17 protein-coding genes, 10 tRNA genes and 2 rRNA genes are annotated in these 21,211 nt (G+C 49.5%); 27 read left to right on the top strand and 2 right to left on the bottom strand.

Annotation, left to right across the window (positions count from 1 at the left end; translation table 11 throughout):
* The first annotated feature begins 80 nt into the window (after nucleotides 1–80).
* From rrf to EIM92_RS03905, 18 genes are all read left to right on the top strand, one after another.
* A 5S ribosomal RNA gene (rrf, locus tag EIM92_RS03990) occupies nucleotides 81–197 on the top strand.
* 43 nt (nucleotides 198–240) lie between these two features.
* Nucleotides 241–317 (top strand) — tRNA-Ile (locus EIM92_RS03985).
* A 44-nt stretch (nucleotides 318–361) separates the two neighbouring features.
* Nucleotides 362–437: transfer RNA gene (locus tag EIM92_RS03980), tRNA-Ala, on the top strand.
* A 359-nt stretch (nucleotides 438–796) separates the two neighbouring features.
* Nucleotides 797–3,871: ribosomal RNA gene (locus EIM92_RS03975) — 23S ribosomal RNA — on the top strand.
* A gap of 137 nt (nucleotides 3,872–4,008) precedes the next feature.
* Nucleotides 4,009–4,100, top strand: a tRNA-Ser gene (locus EIM92_RS03970).
* Between the two features lie 22 nt (nucleotides 4,101–4,122).
* A tRNA-Met gene (locus EIM92_RS03965) sits at nucleotides 4,123–4,199 on the top strand.
* Between the two features lie 8 nt (nucleotides 4,200–4,207).
* A tRNA-Val gene (locus tag EIM92_RS03960) sits at nucleotides 4,208–4,283 on the top strand.
* Nucleotides 4,284–4,301: 18 nt separating this feature from the next.
* Nucleotides 4,302–4,377 (top strand) — tRNA-Thr (locus EIM92_RS03955).
* Nucleotides 4,378–4,400: 23 nt separating this feature from the next.
* Nucleotides 4,401–4,477 (top strand) — tRNA-Asp (locus EIM92_RS03950).
* Between the two features lie 125 nt (nucleotides 4,478–4,602).
* Nucleotides 4,603–4,675 (top strand) — tRNA-Phe (locus tag EIM92_RS03945).
* Nucleotides 4,676–4,718: 43 nt separating this feature from the next.
* A tRNA-Tyr gene (locus EIM92_RS03940) sits at nucleotides 4,719–4,804 on the top strand.
* A gap of 4 nt (nucleotides 4,805–4,808) precedes the next feature.
* Nucleotides 4,809–4,881 (top strand) — tRNA-Lys (locus EIM92_RS03935).
* 148 nt (nucleotides 4,882–5,029) lie between these two features.
* Nucleotides 5,030–6,142: a PucR family transcriptional regulator gene (locus EIM92_RS03930; RefSeq protein ID WP_125081579.1), complete on the top strand. Its 1,113-nt coding sequence runs from the start codon at nucleotides 5,030–5,032 to the stop codon at nucleotides 6,140–6,142.
* 124 nt (nucleotides 6,143–6,266) lie between these two features.
* A complete protein-coding gene (locus tag EIM92_RS03925; protein WP_125081578.1) occupies nucleotides 6,267–7,385 on the top strand; it encodes an ABC transporter ATP-binding protein in 1,119 nt (372 codons plus the stop codon).
* Nucleotides 7,386–7,584: 199 nt separating this feature from the next.
* Entirely contained in the window at nucleotides 7,585–8,526 is a 942-nt protein-coding gene (gene hprK / locus EIM92_RS03920) for an HPr(Ser) kinase/phosphatase (protein WP_125081577.1), read from the top strand.
* Nucleotides 8,527–8,536: 10 nt separating this feature from the next.
* On the top strand, nucleotides 8,537–9,571 hold the full coding sequence (gene lgt / locus EIM92_RS03915) for a prolipoprotein diacylglyceryl transferase (protein ID WP_125081576.1): 1,035 nt from the start codon (nucleotides 8,537–8,539) through the stop codon (nucleotides 9,569–9,571).
* Between the two features lie 6 nt (nucleotides 9,572–9,577).
* Complete coding sequence (gene ppaX / locus EIM92_RS03910) at nucleotides 9,578–10,231, top strand: pyrophosphatase PpaX (protein ID WP_125081575.1); 654 nt, start codon at nucleotides 9,578–9,580, stop codon at nucleotides 10,229–10,231.
* Entirely contained in the window at nucleotides 10,228–10,770 is a 543-nt protein-coding gene (locus EIM92_RS03905; protein WP_125084994.1) for an acyltransferase, read from the top strand. Before ppaX ends, EIM92_RS03905 begins: the two co-directional genes overlap by 4 nt.
* A 92-nt stretch (nucleotides 10,771–10,862) precedes the next feature.
* Here the strand turns inward: EIM92_RS03905 and EIM92_RS03900 are convergent, their stop codons facing one another.
* Both EIM92_RS03900 and EIM92_RS03895 read right to left on the bottom strand, forming a co-directional pair.
* On the bottom strand, nucleotides 10,863–12,275 hold the full coding sequence (locus EIM92_RS03900) for a DUF4179 domain-containing protein (RefSeq protein WP_125081574.1): 1,413 nt from the start codon (nucleotides 12,273–12,275) through the stop codon (nucleotides 10,863–10,865).
* Nucleotides 12,256–12,792 (bottom strand): sigma-70 family RNA polymerase sigma factor, encoded by a 537-nt coding sequence (locus EIM92_RS03895; protein WP_211344425.1) that lies wholly within the window; start codon nucleotides 12,790–12,792, stop codon nucleotides 12,256–12,258. Before EIM92_RS03895 ends, EIM92_RS03900 begins: the two co-directional genes overlap by 20 nt.
* Nucleotides 12,793–13,094: 302 nt before the next feature.
* Here EIM92_RS03895 and EIM92_RS03890 point away from each other — a divergent pair, with 302 nt between their 5' ends.
* The 9 genes from EIM92_RS03890 to hisJ all read left to right on the top strand — a co-directional run bounded on the left by EIM92_RS03890 (nucleotide 13,095) and on the right by hisJ (nucleotide 21,153).
* On the top strand, nucleotides 13,095–14,303 hold the full coding sequence (locus EIM92_RS03890; RefSeq protein WP_125081572.1) for an ATP phosphoribosyltransferase regulatory subunit: 1,209 nt from the start codon (nucleotides 13,095–13,097) through the stop codon (nucleotides 14,301–14,303).
* Between the two features lie 32 nt (nucleotides 14,304–14,335).
* Nucleotides 14,336–14,977, top strand: coding sequence for an ATP phosphoribosyltransferase (hisG, locus tag EIM92_RS03885; RefSeq protein WP_125081571.1), 642 nt, complete (start codon nucleotides 14,336–14,338; stop codon nucleotides 14,975–14,977).
* Nucleotides 14,978–15,091: 114 nt separating this feature from the next.
* The gene (hisD, locus tag EIM92_RS03880; protein WP_125081570.1) at nucleotides 15,092–16,390 is read left to right on the top strand and encodes a histidinol dehydrogenase; all 1,299 of its coding nucleotides are present in this window, start codon (nucleotides 15,092–15,094) and stop codon (nucleotides 16,388–16,390) included.
* Nucleotides 16,390–17,001 carry an imidazoleglycerol-phosphate dehydratase HisB gene (hisB, locus tag EIM92_RS03875; RefSeq protein WP_125081569.1) on the top strand — a complete coding sequence of 204 codons (612 nt, stop codon included), beginning with the start codon at nucleotides 16,390–16,392 and terminating at the stop codon, nucleotides 16,999–17,001. Before hisD ends, hisB begins: the two co-directional genes overlap by 1 nt.
* 2 nt (nucleotides 17,002–17,003) lie before the next feature.
* Complete coding sequence (hisH, locus tag EIM92_RS03870; RefSeq protein ID WP_125081568.1) at nucleotides 17,004–17,630, top strand: imidazole glycerol phosphate synthase subunit HisH; 627 nt, start codon at nucleotides 17,004–17,006, stop codon at nucleotides 17,628–17,630.
* A 261-nt stretch (nucleotides 17,631–17,891) separates the two neighbouring features.
* Nucleotides 17,892–18,626 carry a 1-(5-phosphoribosyl)-5-[(5-phosphoribosylamino)methylideneamino]imidazole-4-carboxamide isomerase gene (gene hisA, locus EIM92_RS03865; protein ID WP_125081567.1) on the top strand — a complete coding sequence of 245 codons (735 nt, stop codon included), beginning with the start codon at nucleotides 17,892–17,894 and terminating at the stop codon, nucleotides 18,624–18,626.
* A 148-nt stretch (nucleotides 18,627–18,774) separates the two neighbouring features.
* On the top strand, nucleotides 18,775–19,533 hold the full coding sequence (gene hisF, locus EIM92_RS03860; protein ID WP_125081566.1) for an imidazole glycerol phosphate synthase subunit HisF: 759 nt from the start codon (nucleotides 18,775–18,777) through the stop codon (nucleotides 19,531–19,533).
* Entirely contained in the window at nucleotides 19,530–20,243 is a 714-nt protein-coding gene (hisIE, locus tag EIM92_RS03855; RefSeq protein ID WP_125081565.1) for a bifunctional phosphoribosyl-AMP cyclohydrolase/phosphoribosyl-ATP diphosphatase HisIE, read from the top strand. The genes hisF and hisIE overlap by 4 nt, the downstream gene beginning before the upstream one ends.
* A gap of 64 nt (nucleotides 20,244–20,307) precedes the next feature.
* Complete coding sequence (gene hisJ, locus EIM92_RS03850; protein WP_125081564.1) at nucleotides 20,308–21,153, top strand: histidinol-phosphatase HisJ; 846 nt, start codon at nucleotides 20,308–20,310, stop codon at nucleotides 21,151–21,153.
* Nucleotides 21,154–21,211: the final 58 nt, after the last annotated feature.

The raw sequence follows: 21,211 nt of genomic DNA, 5'->3' as shown, positions 1-21,211 counted from the left end.
TATGCTTTCGAAGTAGCTTTACTTCGTAAAGCTTTTAGCTCACTCGTTGGTCAGTTTTGAGAGGTTAAGCCTCTTATGCGTTTGGTGATAATGGCGGAGGGGTTCCACGCGTACCCATCTCGAACACGACCGTTAAGCCCTCCAGCGCCGATGGTACTTGGACCGCAGGGTCCTGGGAGAGTAGGACGTCGCCAAGCGCAGCCCATTTAATGGGTTGCCTTTTAAATTTAACATTTTTTTGGGCCCTTAGCTCAGCTGGTTAGAGCGCACCCCTGATAAGGGTGAGGTCGGTGGTTCGAGTCCACTAGGGCCCACCATACAACTCCATATTTGCTTATACGTACTTATTGGAGTGGCGTATGGGGCCATAGCTCAGCTGGGAGAGCGCCTGCCTTGCAAGCAGGAGGTCAGCGGTTCGATCCCGCTTGGCTCCACCATAACAATATCTTTTCCATAACTTGCCGCTTGATTGGTGATTGTGGATTTGATAAGATAGTCTTCCGCCAGTCAAATGGCGAAGAAACTTGATCCTTGAAAACTGGATATACGAAACGAAATTTGCGTTTTAGAAACAATCCTTTTCTGATGAATTTAAATAAGCTGCAAAGCCAAATTTAAATTCATCATAGCTGAACTTGTGTCAAGTGATTGACCAAGGAAGTGAATAAAGGTAGTGATACTAGCGAACGTTTTGGGATAGGCGATCCTTTGTGAGTTGATTTCTTCCTTATATGAATTTATAAGATCAAGAAATCAAGGAGCAACAGAGCGAATAGCCCAAAATGCGAGCGATTATGGTTAAGCTACTAAGAGCACACGGAGGATGCCTAGGCGCTAGGAGCCGACGAAGGACGTGGCGAACAACGAAACTGCCTCGGGGAGCTGTAAGCAAGCTTTGATCCGGGGGTGTCCGAATGGGGAAACCCGGCTGTGGTAATACGCAGTCACTCACATCTGAATACATAGGGTGTGAAGAGGCATACCAGGGGAACTGAAACATCTAAGTACCCTGAGGAAGAGAAAACAAGAGTGATTCCGTCAGTAGCGGCGAGCGAACGCGGAACAGCCTAAACCAGAGAGCTTGCTCTCTGGGGTTGTGGGACGTCTCACACGGAGTTACAAAGGAACTGATTAGACGAACAGGTCTGGAAAGGCCGGCCATAGAAGGTAAAAGCCCTGTAATTGAAAGTCTGTTCCCTCCGAGACGGATCCCGAGTAGTGCGGGGCACGTGAAACCCCGTATGAATCTGCCAGGACCATCTGGTAAGGCTAAATACTCCCTAGCGACCGATAGTGAAGCAGTACCGTGAGGGAAAGGTGAAAAGCACCCCGGAAGGGGAGTGAAAAAGAACCTGAAACCGTGTGCTTACAAGAAGTCAGAGCCCTATGCGGAAACTTGTTTCCGCACGGGTGATGGCGTGCCTTTTGTAGAATGAACCGGCGAGTTACGTTCCCGTGCAAGGTTAAGGTGAAGAGCCGAAGCCGTAGCGAAAGCGAGTCTGAATAGGGCGATTTAGTACGTGGACGTAGACCCGAAACCGGGTGATCTACCCCTGTCCAGGGTGAAGGTGCGGTAACACGCACTGGAGGCCCGAACCCACGTATGTTGAAAAATGCGGGGATGAGGTGGGGGTAGCGGAGAAATACCAATCGAACTCGGAGATAGCTGGTTCTCCCCGAAATAGCTTTAGGGCTAGCCTCGGTGAATAGAGTCGTGGAGGTAGAGCACTGATTGGGTGCGGGGCCCGCCAAGGGTTACCAAGCTCAGTCAAACTCCGAATGCCATGGACTTATAACCGGGAGTCAGACAGTGAGTGCTAAGATCCATTGTCAAGAGGGAAACAGCCCAGACCATCAGCTAAGGTCCCCAAGTGTGTGTTAAGTGGGAAAGGATGTGGAGTTGCACAGACAACCAGGATGTTGGCTTAGAAGCAGCCATCATTTAAAGAGTGCGTAATAGCTCACTGGTCGAGTGACTCTGCGCCGAAAATGTAACGGGGCTAAACACACCACCGAAGCTATGGCTTGAATCGACTTCACTGCTTCTTTGAAGCGGTGGATACTACGAGACATTTTTGCCGAAAGCAACCTTTGAAATGGTTCATGGGTTTCGGCCAAATGCTCCAGGGGTTAAACCGATCACTTCGAAGCTGGAGTGAAGTCGATTCAGGGGTAGGGGAGCGTTGTATGTGGATTGAAGTTGGACCGGGAGGACTGGTGGACTGCATACAAGTGAGAATGCCGGTATGAGTAACGAAAAGATCAGTGAGAATCTGATCCGCCGAAAGCCCAAGGTTTCCTGAGGAAGGTTCGTCCGCTCAGGGTAAGTCGGGACCTAAGGCGAGGCCGAAAGGCGTAGTCGAAGGACAACAGGTTGAAATTCCTGTACCACCATAATCCGTTATGAGCGATGGGGTGACGCAGTAGGGTAGTGACGCGAGCTGATGGATGCTCGTCCAAGCAGTGAGGCTGATGTGTAGGCAAATCCGCACATCGTTAAGGCTGGGCTGTGATGGGGAGGGAAAATTTACAGTACCGAAGGTCATGATCTCACACTGCCGAGAAAAGCCTCTAGCCAGGAGAAGGTGCCCGTACCGCAAACCGACACAGGTAGGCGAGAAGAGAATTCTAAGGCGCGCGGAAGAACTCTCGTTAAGGAACTCGGCAAAATGACCCCGTAACTTTGGGAGAAGGGGTGCCCCGGTAGTGTGAATAGCACGAGGGGGCCGCAGTGAAAAGGCCCAAGCGACTGTTTAGCAAAAACACAGGTCTGTGCGAAGCCGTAAGGCGAAGTATACGGGCTGACGCCTGCCCGGTGCTGGAAGGTTAAGGGGAGCGGTTAGGGAGCAATCCCGAAGCTGTGAACCGAAGCCCCAGTAAACGGCGGCCGTAACTATAACGGTCCTAAGGTAGCGAAATTCCTTGTCAGGTAAATTCTGACCCGCACGAATGGCGTAACGACTTGGGCGCTGTCTCAACGAGAGATCCGGTGAAATTTTAATACCTGTGAAGATGCAGGTTACCCGCGACAAGACGGAAAGACCCCATGGAGCTTTACTACAGCTTGATATTGAACTTTGATGCGATTTGTACAGGATAGGTGGGAGCCTAGGAATCCGGAGCGCCAGCTTCGGTGGAGGCATCGTTGGGATACCACCCTGATCGTATCGAAGTTCTAACCTGGGACCGTGATCCGGTTCGGGGACAGTGTCAGGCGGGTAGTTTGACTGGGGCGGTCGCCTCCTAAAGAGTAACGGAGGCGCCCCAAGGTTCCCTCAGAATGGTTGGAAATCATTCGCAGAGTGCAAAGGCAAAAGGGAGCTTGACTGCGAGACTGACAAGTCGAGCAGGGACGAAAGTCGGGCTTAGTGATCCGGTGGTACCGCATGGAAGGGCCATCGCTCAACGGATAAAAGCTACCCTGGGGATAACAGGCTTATCTCCCCCAAGAGTCCACATCGACGGGGAGGTTTGGCACCTCGATGTCGGCTCATCGCATCCTGGGGCTGAAGTAGGTCCCAAGGGTTGGGCTGTTCGCCCATTAAAGCGGTACGCGAGCTGGGTTCAGAACGTCGTGAGACAGTTCGGTCCCTATCTGTCGTGGGCGTAGGAAATTTGAGAGGAGCTGTCCTTAGTACGAGAGGACCGGGATGGACGCACCGCTGGTGCACCAGTTGTTCCGCCAGGAGCATAGCTGGGTAGCTACGTGCGGATGGGATAAACGCTGAAAGCATCTAAGCGTGAAGCCCTCCTCAAGATGAGATTTCCCAATTAGTAAGACCCCTTGAAGACGACGAGGTTGATAGGCCTGAGGTGGAAGTACAGCAATGTATGGAGCTGACAGGTACTAATCGGTCGAGGGCTTATCCAAAATACTACCCGCAAAGTGACGTGAAGCTGACGAAGCTTAGCCGATTACTTTGGCGGGGCCCGGAAGAGATGAAGGGCAGACGCAAATGTATGTTTCGTATCCAGTTTTCAGGGATTAACATCCTTGGATTATGGCGTGGAGAGGTACCCAAGTGGCTATAAGGGGACCCTCTGCTAAGGGGTTAGACTGCGTAAGCGGTGCGAGGGTTCGAATCCCTCCCTCTCCGCCATTTGTACAACCTATATATGTTTGGCGGCGTAGCTCAGCTGGCTAGAGCGTACGGTTCATACCCGTGAGGTCGGGGGTTCGATCCCCTCCGCCGCTACCATAATTTTCGGAGGCTTAGCTCAGCTGGGAGAGCATCTGCCTTACAAGCAGAGGGTCAGCGGTTCGATCCCGTTAGCCTCCACCATATTTATAAATTTTATTTGCCGGTGTAGCTCAATTGGTAGAGCAACTGACTTGTAATCAGTAGGTTGGGGGTTCAAGTCCTCTCGCCGGCACCATTTTTTCTTGGAGCTATTATTGCGGAGCCGTGGTGTAGAGGCCTAACATGCCTGCCTGTCACGCAGGAGATCGCGGGTTCGAATCCCGTCGGCTCCGCCATTACTTCCTTGAATAAGGGATAAGAGCCCGTTAAGGGTTTGTCGAAGTATTCATATAGAGTATTTCCACAAGAAGTGGGAAAGTTATATACTTAACCACTTTATTTTTTTGACCAAATTTTATATGGCTCGGTAGCTCAGTCGGTAGAGCAGAGGACTGAAAATCCTCGTGTCGGCGGTTCGATTCCGTCCCGAGCCACTTTTATGCTCTCAGGCAGTGTCCTGACTCAGCATGAAACTTTGGAGGCTTAGCGAAGTGGCCAAACGCAGCAGACTGTAAATCTGTTCTCGTACGAGTTCGGTGGTTCGAATCCATCAGCCTCCACCAGTAAGAGCCATTAGCTCAGTTGGTAGAGCACCTGACTTTTAATCAGGGTGTCGAAGGTTCGAGTCCTTCATGGCTCATCTCAAAAGTCGTCAATCTTGGATTGACGGCTTTTTTGTGGTTAACAGAAATTTCTTGATAACGCTAATTTTAATTTTATCCAGAGATCATGATACAATATTGACTATAGTCAATAAAAAAACAGGATGCTCCAGAAAGGCATTTTTTATGGAAATTAATTTACTTAAGAAGCAACTGGAACTCATTATTAAGGCTCCTGTCCATCTTGTAAGCATGGAGCTGCAGGAGTGGCAAGATCTAACCCAATTTAGAAACCCAGAGGACTCGGTGATAGCTCGTTCCGTTGTGCTGGAGGGTCGTTCTCTCTGGCTTTGTGGAACTCATCATCATAAAGTCCAAGTACTTGAAGCGAATACGTCTGACTTGGCCGATACGGAAGTGAAGCTGATCGAACTATTAGTTGCTTCAATTGACGGACGGCGATCGTCACCTGCAGTTACTGGAAGTAAGGGAGACGAGTATCACAGTCAGCAGCTAGGCGCATGGATTCAGGAGCAGCTGGAGCTTGAAAATTACCAGGCTGGTATACCAGAATCGTTAAAGTGGAGAACAAAGATACATGGAACAATGCTCCCTTTTTTGCTTGGTTGGGAGAATCATTCGGCTATGGATATTTCTTTTGTAAAGCTAAATAAACTGCTGCGAAGCTATTTTGGCGGTGACATTGCATTGCTGCCGCTAAAAGAAGAATGGTACGTCCTTGTCGGCGAGCAATTGTTGACCGACCTTCGTGATGAAAATGAAGAGGGTTTGGACACAGAAAGGGATATGCTGAGTGCTCTAAGCCAAGGGATGTATGAGCTGATTACCAATGAGTGGGTTGGGGGCGGATTTCATCTATCTGTCGGTGATCCGATTGACCCGGAGGAGGCGTTGGTGTCGACGGCTTTATTACTGCGCGAAACGCTGGCCCTTGGCCGTATTTTTCATGTGACAGAGCAAATTCACTTGCCGTGGGAGCTGCGGCTGGAACGTCTCATTTATAGTATACCAGGTGCTCAGCGGCAAAGATTTTTAGAGGATACCGGGAATCCGGTTCGTGTATTGGACGATGAAGAGATTATGATGACGTTGGATACGTTCTTTCAATTGGATTGTAATGTGAGCGAAACTGCTAAGCGGCTCTATATTCACCGGAATACGCTGCTGTACAGGCTTGATAAGTTTAAACAGGAAACAGGTCTTGATGTGCGTAGTTTTCATGATGCGGTTATAGTCAAGTTGGGGATGCTATTGTATAAAGTGACAAATGGAGAATAGGTTTTTTGTGCATTTTGTGGATAGCGCTTTAATGCCTAAGTAGGTTAATATAAAGATACGAAATGAATCCGGTTACATTTGGATGAAATCTCTTATACTAATTTAATTCTAGGAGGCAGAACTCATGGCAGGCGTACGCTTAGAACACATTTATAAAAAATACCCAGGTGCTGACAAAGCAACCGTTGTTGACGTAAACCTAGATATTGCAGATAAAGAATTCCTCGTATTGGTTGGACCATCCGGTTGTGGTAAATCGACAACGCTTCGTATGATCGCTGGTCTTGAAGAAATTACTGAAGGTAAATTGTACATTGGTGATCGCGTCGTTAACGACGTTGCTCCTAAAGACCGCGACATTGCGATGGTTTTCCAATCTTACGCTTTGTACCCACATATGAACGTGTATCAAAACATGGCGTTTGGTTTGAAACTTCGTAAAGTGAAGAAGGAAGAAATCGACCAACGTGTACGCGAAGCAGCAAGAATTCTTGACATTGAGCATTTGCTTGATCGTAAACCGAAGGCACTTTCCGGTGGTCAGCGTCAACGGGTTGCCTTGGGACGCGCAATTGTCCGCGATCCACAAGTTTTCCTCATGGACGAACCACTTTCCAACTTGGATGCTAAACTTCGTGGCCAAATGCGTGCTGAGATCACAAAGCTGGTTAAACGTCTGGAAACCACTTGTATCTATGTAACGCATGACCAAACAGAAGCTATGACAATGGGTGACCGTATCGTAGTTATGCAAGACGGTATCATTCAACAGGCTGCTTCTCCGGAGGAGCTGTACAACCAACCAACGAACATTTTCGTTGCTGGATTTATCGGTTCTCCTACAATGAACTTTATCAACGGTAAAATTGTAGAGCAAAACGGTGCTGTATACTTCCAATCTGATGCTCTTAGTGTTGAAGTCCCTCAAGGTAAAGCCGTGACATTGAAAGAAAAGGGCTACGTAGGTGGCAAGGAAGTAATCATGGGCGTGCGTCCTGAAGATATTCATGAAGAGCCAATCTTCTTGGAAGGTTCACCGAATACAGTCTTCACATCAACTGTAGATGTTACGGAGAACCTGGGTCACGAAATGCTCTTGTACTTGAATAGCACTTCCCCGCTGATTGCTCGTGTGGACGGACGTTCTAACACTCGTGAAGGCGATAATGTGAAGCTTGCGATCGATATGAACAAAATTCATATCTTTGATAAAGAAACTGAGAAGAACGTATTCTACGCTTAATTATAATCGATGATCAGAACCGCCCTTCGGGGCGGTTTTTTACTGTAAACTAGGCTGGTAATTGATTTACGTCGTATTTTCCTTTACGATGAATACAATGATATGAATGCAGATGTCACTGGGTTATATTTACATATTTGCAGGGCGCTAGCCGAACTGTAGAGATTCCGAGGCTAGCGGCCTGGAGAAGGAGAACATCATGGCAAAAAAAGTGAAAGTATCAGAATTGGTTAACCAGTTCGGACTTGAGGTTGTGTCCGGAGAGCAAGGGTTAAAACGAGTGATTACCGTGGATGACTTATACCGTCCTGGCTTAGAAATGGCCGGTTATTTCGAGTATCATCCACCTGAGCGTGTTCAGATTCTAGGGAAGACTGAACTGGCCTTCTATGAAATGCTGCCAGCCGAGGAGCGGCGAGATCGTATGGAGCGACTATGCTCCAGCGAGGAAACACCGTGCATTATTGTGACAAGATCTTGGGAAGTTCCGCAGGAGCTGGTAGAAATCAGCTCGGTCAAGAACATTCCCGTTCTGCGCAGCAGTATGGCGACAACGATTCTATCTAGCCGGATTACGAGCTTCTTGGAGAGGAAACTTGCCCCAACAGCAACGATTCATGGGGTACTTGTTGATGTATATGGGGTAGGTATGCTTATTACCGGCTCCAGCGGCATCGGAAAAAGTGAGACCGCACTGGAGCTTGTGAAGCGGGGCCACCGTCTCATTGCCGATGATGCGGTAGAGATTCGTCAGACCTCTGACAATCAGCTTCATGGAACGGCACCGGAGTTAATTCGACACTTACTGGAAATTCGGGGTGTTGGTATTATTAACGTCATGACCTTGTTCGGTGCTGGTGCCATTCGCAACAATAAGCGGATTTCCCTGGTCGTTAGACTCGAGGCTTGGCAGCAGGAGAAGCAATATGACCGTCTCGGACTCGATGAGGAGACCACGCGGATTATTGATACGGATGTACCACTGGCGACGATTCCGGTTCGGCCTGGACGGAACTTGGCCGTCATTATCGAAGTGGCTGCTATGAATTTCCGTCTGAAGCGGATGGGATATAATGCGGCATTGCAATTTACGACCAAGCTCACCGAGACCATTGCAGAAGATATAGACGATTTGGACTAGGAGCGTGAATATGGGCACTTTGTTATTGGATCCAATCGCATTTTCTATTGGAAGTATCGCTGTACGCTGGTATGGATTAATTCTCGGTACCGGTGCTTTGGCCGGGTTGCTCCTGGCGATCCGTGAGGGAAAGCGCTTCGGGATTCCTCAGGAGTTTTTCATGGATTTGCTGCTGCTCGGGGTTCCATCGGCTATCATCGGGGCTAGGATTTACTATGTTGCTTTTACATGGGATCAATATAAGGATAATTTCTGGGATGTCTTTAAGATCTGGGAAGGCGGCATAGCCATATATGGTGCGCTTATAGGCGCTATTATATGTGCGGTGATTTTGGTGCGAAGACGCGGTTATAACTTCTGGAGAATCGCCGATATTTGCGCACCTTCCCTGATCGTAGGGCAGATGATCGGCCGTTGGGGGAACTTCGTGAACCAGGAGGCCTATGGTGGGCCGACGACGGAAGCCTTTTTAAGTGACTATTTGCATTTGCCGTCTTTTATCGTTAACCAGATGAACGTAGAGGGAATATTCCGTCATCCCACCTTTTTGTATGAATCGGTATGGAACTTGGTCGGCTTAGTACTGCTTTTCGTGTTGAGAAGACAGAAATTTCTGCGGGCTGGAGAGTTATTCTTCTCCTATTTCATCTGGTATTCCATCGGCCGCTTCTTTATTGAGGCGCTTCGGACGGATAGCTTGGCGTTTAAGGGACCAGAGTGGCTAGTATCCTTCGTAGACGGGTTATGGTCTCCCATGCTATGGCTAGGGTTCGAACACGGATATTTGGATCCCAACTATGGGAATGTTCGTATATCTCAATTGCTGGGTTTGGTTATTATTGTTATTGCTCTCGTCTGTATTGTTGTTCGGCGCAGAAGGGTACCTCATTTGCCAAGGTATAGTGATCCAATCGCTTCTACGAAGATTCAGGAGATTGAGAATGTATCGGGTACAGCCGCTCTGAACAAGAAAGTTCTAAATGAGAAGGCACAGGGTGAGGATATCTCTGAGACAAGGAAAGACGAGGAACAGAAAAAGGAGTAGCTTAAATTGAAGATTGACACGGTGTTATTTGATCTAGACGGAACGATTATCGATACGAACGAACTGATTATTGCGTCTTTTCAGCATGTATTGGACAAGCATAAGCAGCCGCGTACCCGGGAGCAGATTATCCCTTATATGGGGATGACGTTGGAACAGCAATTTCAGGCTTTCTCGGGCTGGCAGGATGTCTCGGAGCTGGTAACCGATTACCGCTCGTTTAACACGATACATCACGATACGATGGTCAAGGGATTTCCCCATGTAGACGAAGTGATTTCTACTTTGAAAGACAGAGGAATTAAGCTTGGAATCGTTACGACTAAGATTAGACCGTCAACGATGCGTGTATTGGAGTTGTTCGGATTAGTGAAATATATGGACACGATTGTTACGGTACAGGATGTGACACATCCGAAGCCGCACCCAGAGCCGGTCCTGAAGGCCATGGAGCAGCTAAATGCTGATCCAAAGCGCACGATCATGATCGGGGATAGTCCTGCAGATATTAAGTCAGCCCAAGCAGCCGGTGCTCTCTCAGCCGCCGTAGCCTGGTCTCTTAAAGGGGCAGAGGAACTGAAGAAGTACAATCCGGATTATATTCTGGAGGACATGCTAGATTTATACGGAGTATTAGGATGGGAGCTACAGAAGAAGTGAGGAGAGTGCAGCGTTATCCAGTAGAGGGGTCAAATGCACTATGGCAGTTGTACCGTACGGTAAGTCCATGGAAGGGTGTCAAAAATTTTATTTTCATCCAACTGGCTAGGTATTGTCCGGTGCTACCGCTAAAGAACTGGATTTATCGCCGCATTCTGGGAATGAAGGTGGGTGAGCACACCGCGTTCGGCCTCATGGTTATGGTGGATGTATTCTTCCCAGAGCTGATTACAATTGGGCGTAACTCGGTGATCGGCTATAATACAACGATCCTGGCACATGAATATCTGATCAAGGAATATCGGCTGGGGGAAGTTCATATTGGCGATGAGGTTATGATTGGTGCCAATACGACGATATTACCCGGTGTCACGATTGGAGACGGTGCGGTCGTAGCTGCCGGATCGATCGTTCATAAGGACGTGGCGCCTGGAACCTTCGTGGGCGGAAACCCGCTTCGCTTGATCGAGCGCAAACCACAGGCAGCCGCTCCAGAGACCGTAGTTACAGCACAAGAAGAACTGTACAAAAAGAAGTGAAACAATAAAGGATCGCCCTTAGGCGATCCTTTATTGTTGTTAGGTGAGATATTTGGTTAACTGCGGGAAGGATGGGAATGAGAGTGCAGTTCTTATTTCTTTGGATTGTTCTCGGAGAGAAGCGGAATTTCAAAAGTTTGGTTGATGTCTGTTCCCGGATAGGAAAGCAGTTTTAAGGTCAACGGTTGGGCGTAGTCTCCCGGTTTTAATTTATAGTTAACCGTTTGGAATTTATCTGATCGGGAGCTGGAACGGCCCCCAATTAATGAGTGTTTTTCCCCGTTTCCATCCATGAACTCTTCATCTAGTTCGAAGCGCACAACCCTTTGATCGGAAACCAAATCAAGCTCAAAATAAAGATCAATAAATTCTTTGTTTGGAACTATGCGCTCAAGCCGAATGGAATCGTTCGGAGAAGAAATCAGTTCCTGTTTTTCCGTATCGAGTACAAGTTCTAAATCCTCCCCTAACGATTCCTCCATTCCAGAGGCACCAAATGAAAGCTGTTGCCAATCGGAATAGTACAGGCTGTCAAACTGGATGAGAAGTTGGTTTGAGCCTGCATTTGTCGAAGACATTTGCATAGGAATGGACTTTCGTGTGCCCTCCTGAGTTACCCATAGAACCGGTTCGATCAGACCTTGGTATAGATTCTCCCCGGCAGATTCGATTTGGACATTGACTCTTGTCGTTAATGGGTAAAGCATGATGTCTGTAACAGTAAAAATATATTGTCCAATCGTTGCCGATCGATTAACCGTGATTCTATGCTCCAAATTAGCATATTTACTGGAATCAAGCAGAATAGGGAACTCAATGAGTTCATGTTCAGCATCAGATGCCTGATTGTGACCCCATTTTGCCGAGAAAATGAATTGCTCTGGTATATCGTTTTTATGAAATGAAAGTGTAAATTCACCATGCTGGACATTTGTCGTTGTTCCTGGTCGGGGGGTTGTTGAAGAATAATCTATCCCAACATTCAGGTGATTTCCTCCGGTATCCAGAAATTTGGCGTCTCGGGGAGAAATAGGGACATTCCCCGGTAAATTAACCGAGGTATAAAATATAATCATCTCTGTACGATCAGCAAGAACCCCGTTTATAGTTACCTGATAATCGCCCTGCGTGACCGTCTCGTTGATAGGCTGATACAATCCATGTCGTGCTGCGTCTTTATGCGTGTGCGTCATTCTGTTGTATACGAAGCTTGGTATATCCAAATGGGAGGCATGAAATGAAGAATGCTCTTTTTTTTCCAACACCCAAGCCTGCCAGCCGCCGAAAAGGATCAAACAGCAAGCAAGTACTGTGCCTGCAAGTTTCCAAGGATAGGAATGAGTGAGTTGCTTTGGCCGGGAATTTCCCGCTGCGATACCTGCGAGAAGTGCATTATTTAATTTTTCCTCATCGATCTGGGTGGCAGCGGTACCATGGGACTTATAATAATCTGTCAGTAGCTTTTCTTCCTGAGCATATTCCCGATCAAAATGATGGTTTCTCATCGTATCCTTCACCTCTCCTTCCTATATGTTCCCGTATTTGCTTTAATCCCTGATGCAGCCAGGTTTTCACGGTGCCTTCAGGCCGACCCAGAATAAAGGCGATTTCAGTTAACGTCATATCCTGATAATACTTGAGCATGAGTACATCACGATATTTCGGCTTTAGGCGATCGAGCGCCTGTTCGAGATCCAGTCTGTAAACACTGATCATTTCTATTTTCTCCTGCGATGCTTCGGTATAATGAGGCAAAGTTCTTTTGCGGTACCTTAGCTCATTATGACAACAGTTAATCAGGATGCGAATGAGCCACGGTACGAAGGCTGCCGGGTCACGCAGCCGCTTGCATTTGATCCAGGCGCGGCAAATAGCCTCTTGGACGGCCTCCAAGGCATCGGCCTCATTTTTCAAATAGCTATGGGCGATGCCGAACAATTTTCTTTTGTGGGAAGATACCAGCTTGTAGAAGGCATCTTCGTCTCCAAGGCATGCGGCGGCAGCCCATTCTTTTTCTTGCACGTTCTTGCTCCTTTCTGTATACATCTCCATGCTATAAGTCGGGGGAATAATTTGCATCTATATGTTAAGACGTCGAAGAGCCATAAACGGTTTTATCCGACTCCCTTTCAAATAGGCGCAGGTATGTTAAAGTTGTAATTGATGGCATTTTGAAATCCAGGTGCAGTCAAAAACTTAGTACATTGACGATTAAGAAGTAAGTATGATAAAATATGCCATACCCTTTAATTTGGTAGTATGGTAGCACTTTAATATGATAAAGAAATTTATAATTCAGTTTATATATAGAAGAGGTGAAAGTCTTGTCTAAACCGAAGGGATTTGAAAAACCGGCTGGTGTGCGCGATTATTTGCCTTTTGCGGTAGAGAAGCTGCGGGCCATAGAACGTAGTGTATTGGACTGCATGACCAGCTGGGGGTACCGTCAAATAATGACACCGACAATGGAATATTACGACACGGTTGGCGTGGCTAGCTCAACATCAGATCAGAAGCTGTTTAAGCTGCTCAATAATCGAGGAACCACAATGGTGCTACGTTCAGACATGCCTGCCCCCATCGCGCGGGTCGTTTCCTCATTATTAAGGGATGAGCCTCTGCCGCTTAGATTGTCGTACCATGCGAACGTATTTCGGGCCATTGAAGAGGAAGCGGGGAAGGAAGCAGAGTTCTTCCAAACAGGCGTAGAGCTTGTCGGCGATGATTCTGCAGAGGCCGATGCCGAAGTCGTAGCCCTGGCTGTATCCTCACTCCAGGCAGCGGGGGTTACGACCTTCAAGATCGCCCTGGGTCATGTCGGCTTTCTGAACGGATTGCTCGAGGATGCCATTCCTGATCGAGAGGAAGCTAGGGAGACATTGAAGGAAGTGCTGATGCACCGCGATTACGTCGGGTACCGTGAGACGCTGGCGAGTCTGTCTCTGACCGAAGAACAGAGAAATGAACTAGAAGGCGTGCTTAAGCTGCGCGGTGGGAAGGAAGTATGCCATCAGGCCTTGGAGCTTAGCGGCAATTCCCTGGCACAGTCCTCGATCGAGCATCTTGCTCAAGTATGGGATGCGCTTGAGGATTACGGGGTCGCGCAGCATGTCATGATCGACTTAACGATGATCGGGGACTTCTCGTATTACACGGGAATGACCTTTGAAGGATATGCGGCTGAGCTTGGTTTTCCGGTGTGCAGCGGCGGGCGTTACGATAATTTGCTCCAGCAATTTGGCCGTCCGGCACCGGCTACGGGCTTCTCGCTCAAGACAAATCGGATTCTGGACGGGGTAGGCGGCATTCAGACCGAGCGGGAGCTGCCGATTTTGCTGCAATACGATGCGACGAATCGCAAGTTGGCTTTTGCTGAAGCGGCTCGTCTGCGGAGTGAAGGACGAAGCGTACTCATGAAGCATACCGACAAACCGGAGGATTTGTTATCTGAAACGGAAACGGTAGCACAAAATGTGCGTAGCGGCCCATTAGGGCCAGCTTATGGCGAGATACGCAGCTTTGTAAGTTTCTAACCTGTATATGGCAAGAAGGGAGGACTTAAGCTTTGGGAGAAATTATTAAGGTGGCTATGCCCAAAGGGCGTATATATAAACAGGCAGCGGCATTATTTCGTGAAGCGGGACTATCTATTCCTAGCGACGTGGATGAGTCGCGCAGGCTCGTTATTTCTTTGCCGGAGATCGGCATGGAATTTATTATGGCAAAGCCTGTGGACGTGCCGACTTACGTCGAGTACGGGGTGGCGGATATCGGAATCGTTGGTAAAGATGTGCTAATGGAAGAAAATCGCGATGTGTATGAGCTGCTTGATCTGGGGATCGCTCGCTGCCGGATGTCGGTCATTGCGCTGCCGGATTGGAAGCCTGGCATTCACCAACGTGTAGCGACCAAGTATCCAAATGTAGCTTCGCAGTATTTCCGTGAGCAGGGCCAGCAGGTGGAAGTCATTAAGTTAAACGGCTCTATTGAGCTGGCACCGCTGATCGGCCTGGCTGATCGGATCGTAGATATGGTGGAAACTGGTCGGACATTAAAGGAAAATGGCCTGGTGGAAATGGAGAGTATATTTGAAATTACAAGTCGTTTAGTTGCAAACCGAGTTAGCTACCGCATGAAGAACGGCGAAATCCAGGCGGTATGCGACGCATTAAACCGGGTTATTCAAGGCACGGGAATCGAGAGCTAGGGCGGAGATGGACGAACGGTAGAAGGACAGACAAGCGAAAATGCATGAGAACAGGGAAAGAAAGCTTCGTAAATATGGGAATGGATGTTAGTGAATGATAGGAGGCAAACAGGGATGAGAATCGTATCGGCGGGACAATTTCAGCTGAAGCGGGAAGTGGACTACGGTTCAGCGGAGCAAAATGCGATCGTCAAAGCCATCGTTAGTGCTGTGAAAAATGAAGGGGATGCCGCGCTTCTAAATTATACGGAACAGCTGGACGGAATGAAGCTGGCACCGGAATCGCTTCGAGTGACGGAGGAGGAATTACGGGCGGCTTACGAACAGGTAGAGCCTTCTTTTGTATCGGCAATATCGGCTGCGGCGGAGAATATTCGCGCCTATCATTCGCGGCAGAAGCGTAATTCCTGGATGGATTTGCAGCCTGACGGGAGCATTCTAGGTCAGATCATTCGCCCGCTCAAGCGAGTTGGCGTCTACGTGCCTGGTGGCAAGGCATCTTATCCCTCCTCGGTACTGATGAACGTCATTCCCGCACAAGTAGCAGGCGTGCCGGAAATCGTCATGGTGACTCCGCCGGCGACCAATGGCAAGGCGGGTATCGATCCATATATTCTGGTTGCCGCAGCGGAAGCAGGAGTGAATGAAATTTACCGGGTAGGTGGAGCGCAGGCTATAGCAGCCCTTGCCTACGGTACAGAGAGCATCGCGCCTGTTGATAAAATTTGCGGGCCTGGAAATATTTATGTCGCGCTTGCGAAACGGGAAGTCTATGGTGCTGTCGATATTGACAGCATTGCGGGCCCAAGCGAGATTGCTGTTCTGGCCGACGACAGCGCCGATCCGGCTTATGTGGCCGCGGATCTGTTGTCGCAAGCCGAGCATGATGAGATGGCATCTGCCGTATTGGTAACCACTTCTGAAGCCTTTGCCAATGCTTGCCGGGATGAGGTTCAGCGTCAATTGGCAGAGCTGCCGCGGCGGGAGATTGCAGAAGCTTCGATCAATAGTTACGGAGTCATTCTTCTAGTGGATTCGATTGAAGAGGGGATCAGCGTTATTAATCAGATGGCGCCGGAGCATTTTGAGCTTATTGTCGAAGAACCGATAGCATATCTTGGCCTGATTGAAAATGCGGGTGCTATTTTCCTTGGGCCGTATAGCTCGGAGCCAGTCGGGGATTATTTTGCCGGACCGAATCATATCATTCCTACCAATGGAACGGCACGTTACTCATCTCCGGTGGATGTAGATGATTTTATTAAGAAATCCAGTTTGATCTACTATAGTAAAGAAGCTTTGTTAACGAACGGTGAGACCATTATGGAGCTGGCGCGCCGTGAGGGGCTGGAAGGCCATGCGCGAGCGATCGAAATTCGAATGCGTAAAGAAGGAAAGGCAGGGAATGAATAATGACAACCAATCAGGAACAGACAAGAGAGCGGAGTGCAAGCGTTAGCCGTAAGACGAATGAGACGGATATTAAATTGAGCTTTTCGATAGATGGCAGCGGGCAAGCTAATCTCCAGACCGATGTGCCATTTCTGGATCATATGCTCGACCTGTTTACAAAGCATGGTCAGTTTGATCTGACGGTAGATGCGCATGGTGATATTGAAATTGATGATCATCATACGGTGGAAGATATCGGGATTTGCCTCGGGCAGTGTTTGCGGGAAGCGCTGGGCGATAAAAGAGGCATTAAACGCTATGCAAGCGTATTTGTTCCGATGGACGAAGCGCTGGCGCAGGTTGTCATTGATTGCAGCAACCGGCCGCATTTCGAATACCGCGCGGAGTATCCGTCCAGCCGGGTAGGCAGCTTCGATGTGGAGCTCGTACAGGAATTCTTGTGGAAGCTGGCGCTGGAGGCACGGGTAACGCTGCATGTAATTGTCCATTACGGACAGAACACGCACCATATGATCGAAGCCGTGTTCAAAGCACTTGGACGCGCCATCGATGAAGCTACAAGCATTGATCCGCGCGTGAGCGGCGTTCCGTCAACGAAGGGAGTGCTCTAACTTTGGCCATTGCCATCGTTGATTACGGAATGGGCAACCTGCATAGCGTCAGCAAAGCGGTCGAGCGCCTCGGCTACGAGGGGCTCGTCACGAGCGACGCTGCGGCGATTCTCGGTGCCGACGGCGTGCTGCTGCCTGGCGTAGGCGCCTTCGGCGACGCCATGGCGCATCTGCGCGGCACCGGGCTGGACGCCGTTGTGCGGCAGGCCGCCGCAAACGGCACACCGCTGCTCGGCATATGCCTCGGTATGCAGCTGCTCTTCGACGAGAGCGAAGAGCATGGACGCAACGAGGGCCTCGGCTTATTGCCGGGCAGGGCGGTGCGCTTTGCGGGCGGCCCATACAAGGTGCCGCACATGGGCTGGAACCGGCTGAAGTTCCTGCAGCCGGAAAGTCCGCTGCTTGCGGGGCTGGATGAAGGACATGTGTACTTCGTCCACTCCTATCATGTAAAGCCGCAAGCTGCGGAGGATCTTCTCGCCGTGACCGACTACGGTCATCCGGTGACGGCGATTGTGGGCCGTGGCAACGTATACGGCATGCAGTTCCACCCCGAGAAGAGCGGGGAGCACGGTATGGCGCTGCTGCAGAGCTTCCTGGCCTTGGCCTTGGCTCAACATAGCGCTTAAATAGGAAAAACAGCGCTATCGGTTGAAAGGTATGGATGAGTTTAGGTGAGTTTAGTGGGTTTAGGTGGGCTAAATTGACTTACTGATCGGATCTATGTAATTGATCGTAGACTTATGTATTCATGGATCGATTTTCGGAGACGAGCAAGTGGTTTGCGGTCAAAGACACGATCATTTACTCACCAGATCAGATTGTATAGTTGTAAAGGCATTAATAACCTCTATAGCAGAGGAAATGTATAGAGCGGAGGAACGTAATCTATGTCTTCATTTATCATCTACCCGGCGATTGATATTCGGGGAGGCAAGTGTGTCCGCCTGGTTCAGGGCGATTATGGACGTGAAACGGTATATAATGATAATCCGGTGGAGGTGGCTAAGTCCTGGGAGGCCCAGGGCGGTACGTTCATCCATCTGGTTGATTTGGACGGTGCGAAGGCTGGGCACCCGGTGAACGATGAACTGATCGGAGAAATTGCTCGCAGCGTGCAGGTTCCCGTTCAAGTCGGCGGCGGTCTGCGTACGCTGGACGATGTGAAGCGCCTGCTGTCGCTTGGCGTAAGCCGGGTCATTCTTGGTACAGCAGCGATTGAGGATCGCCAGTTCACGGAATCCGTGCTCGGAACTTACGGCGATAAAGTCGCCATCGGGATCGATGCCCGTAATGGCTTTGTGGCCACGCGCGGCTGGCTGGAAACCTCGGAGGTTCAAGCCGAGGTGCTTGCGAAGGAATTGGCCGCCAAGGGAGCGGAAACCTTCATCTTTACGGATATTTCTCGCGATGGCATGATGCAGGGGCCTAACGTGGAGGCGATTGTTGCCCTGGCCAAGTCCTCGGGGCGCACCGTAATCGCCTCAGGCGGGGTGACGGTTCAGGACGATCTGGTTCGGCTTGCAGCTCATGCCCAGGAGGGCGTGGGCGGTGCGATTGTGGGCAAGGCATTGTATACTGGCAACATCGATTTGGCAGCCGCAATTCAGGCCATTAAGGACTAGTCTGGGCCTTTGAAATAGGTTCGTATGAGGGTTGCAGGAATGGACCTTACAATGGACTAGGATAAACCAATAAATCGTATGAACTTATATATCGAATATATCGAAACTGAGAGAAACTGAGATTCCAATTGGAGAGGAATGATCCATTATGCTCGCAAAGCGAATTATACCCTGCCTTGATGTGAAGGACGGGCGGGTTGTAAAAGGTGTTAATTTTGTAAATCTGCGGGATGCGGGTGACCCGGTGGAGCTAGCGGCACTGTATGACCGGGAAGGCGCGGATGAGCTTGTTTTCCTGGATATATCCGCTTCGAATGAAGGTAGAGCGACGATGGTTGAGGTCGTGAAGCAAACCGCTGGTGAAATTTCCATTCCCTTCACTGTAGGCGGGGGCATTTCTCAGGTAGAGGATATGAAGCGAATTTTGCGAGCGGGCGCGGACAAAATCGGCGTTAACACAGCGGCTGTGCTGAATCCCGAATTGATTTCGGATGGGGCTCGGCGCTTCGGTTCTCAATGTATCGTAGTCGCGATTGACGCAAAATATAGCGAGGAGCTGAAGGACTGGGAGGTATACACCCACGGGGGACGTAAGGCGACGGGGATGAGCGCAATCAAGTGGGCTCAGGATGCCGAATCGAGAGGCGCGGGGGAAATTTTGCTAACAAGTATGGATGCGGATGGCACGAAAGATGGATTTGATCTATCCTTAACGAAAGCCATCAGCCGTGCTGTAGGCATTCCTGTCATTGCTTCCGGCGGCGCGGGGAAAGTATCTCATTTCTACGACGTGTTGACAGAAGGAGAGGCGGATGCCGCCTTGGCGGCAACGATTTTTCATTATAAAGAGATTGCGATCCCTGATTTGAAAAAGGATCTGATATCCAGAGGAGTGGAAATACGATGACTCAGCAACTTAAGCAGCAGCTTCCGCTGAATCAGCTGGAAGAGATCATTCAATGGAACGAGAGCGGCCTCGTTCCGGCTATCGTGCAGGACGCATCCACGAAGGACGTGCTGATGCTGGCTTACATGAACCGGGAATCCTTGAAGAAGTCGCTGGAGACGGGACAGACTTGGTTTTGGAGCCGTTCGCGCTCCGAGCTGTGGAATAAGGGAGCAACCTCAGGCCATACGCAGGAGATCGTGTCCCTTCGTTATGATTGCGATGGCGATACTTTGCTAGTGGAGGTTCAGCGTCAAGGCCCGGCTTGTCATACCGGGGAAGATAGCTGCTTCTATCGCGTAGCAGCAGCCTCAGCGCCCGGAGATCAAGCGACGGGTGGTTCAGGCCCTGCAGCGGGGAGTGAGGTAGGCGGCCGATTTGCCGTGCTGAGCGAGCTGGAGCAATTGATCGCGGAGCGTTATCAAGAGCGCCCGGAAGGGGCATATACCACCTACTTGTTCGAAAAAGGGATTGATAAGATTCTTAAAAAAGTAGGCGAAGAAACTGCGGAATCGATTATCGCCGCCAAAAATGGAGATAATGACGAGCTGCGTTACGAAGTCAGCGATTTAATTTACCACTTGCTCGTTCTGCTGTGTGAGCGAAACTTGCCGCTCGACGACATTATGCAGGAATTGGAGCGCCGTCATGAACGGCCGCGCCGTGATTAGATAGGGCTTCAGGGGAATTTATACACGGAAGTGTGCACCGAGAAACTAGAGCGAGGGATCGGGAATGGCTAAGAAGAGCAATTATTGGATCGATTATCATACACATCATGCCCGTTGCGGTCATGCTGTCGGGAGTCTGGAGGAATATGTGGTCAGGGGGATCGAGATCGGCTTATCTGAAATCGGTCTATCGGATCATATGCCGCTGCTGCATGTGAACCCTAAGACGTACTATCCCGAGATGGCGATGGCGCTGGACGAGCTGCCGCTCTATGTGGAAGAGGCTTTTGCTCTTAAAGAGAAGTACAGCGGCCAGATCGATGTGAAGGTAGGCTTGGAAGGCGACTATATCGAAGGCTGGGAAGCAGAGATTGAGAAGATTATTCTAGGCTATCCTTGGGATTATGTTATTGGATCAGTTCACTTTCTGGGCGAGTGGGATATTTCGGATTACCGGCAGGTTCATAACTGGGAGGGTCAGGACGTCTTTGCTGTATATGAGCGTTATTATAAAGCAATAGGTCAGGCGGCAAAAACAGGTTTTTATGATATTATCGGTCATTTCGATGTCATCAAGCGCTTTGGCTATTCTCCGGGCCCGGCCCAGGTGGAGGAGACAAGGGCACTAGAGCACGCCGCTTTATCAGCTATAGCGGAATCGGGGATAGCGATGGAACTAAATGCTTCAGGCTTATCCAAGCCTTGTGCTGAAATGTTCCCGAGCCGTCGTATTCTGGAATCTGCTATTCAGTTGGGAATCCCGCTGACCGTTGGCTCTGATGCTCATGACCCGCTAAAGCTAAGCGAGCATCTGGATGTAGCACGTGCTACACTGTACCAGCTGGGGGTACGGGAGCTGGCAACGTTCACGAAACGGCAGCGCAGAATGATTCAATTGGAGCAGGACTAGATTGCAGCAGGGGCTCCCTGAGCCCCTGAACTCTCTGAGCTTGCACATAAGTGACTAC

It is taken from the genome of Paenibacillus lentus (genome assembly GCF_003931855.1).
Lineage (GTDB): Bacteria > Bacillota > Bacilli > Paenibacillales > Paenibacillaceae > Fontibacillus > Fontibacillus lentus.
The sequence above is the reverse complement of the archived record's forward strand: the minus strand, read 5'-3'. Positions and strand labels throughout refer to the sequence as shown.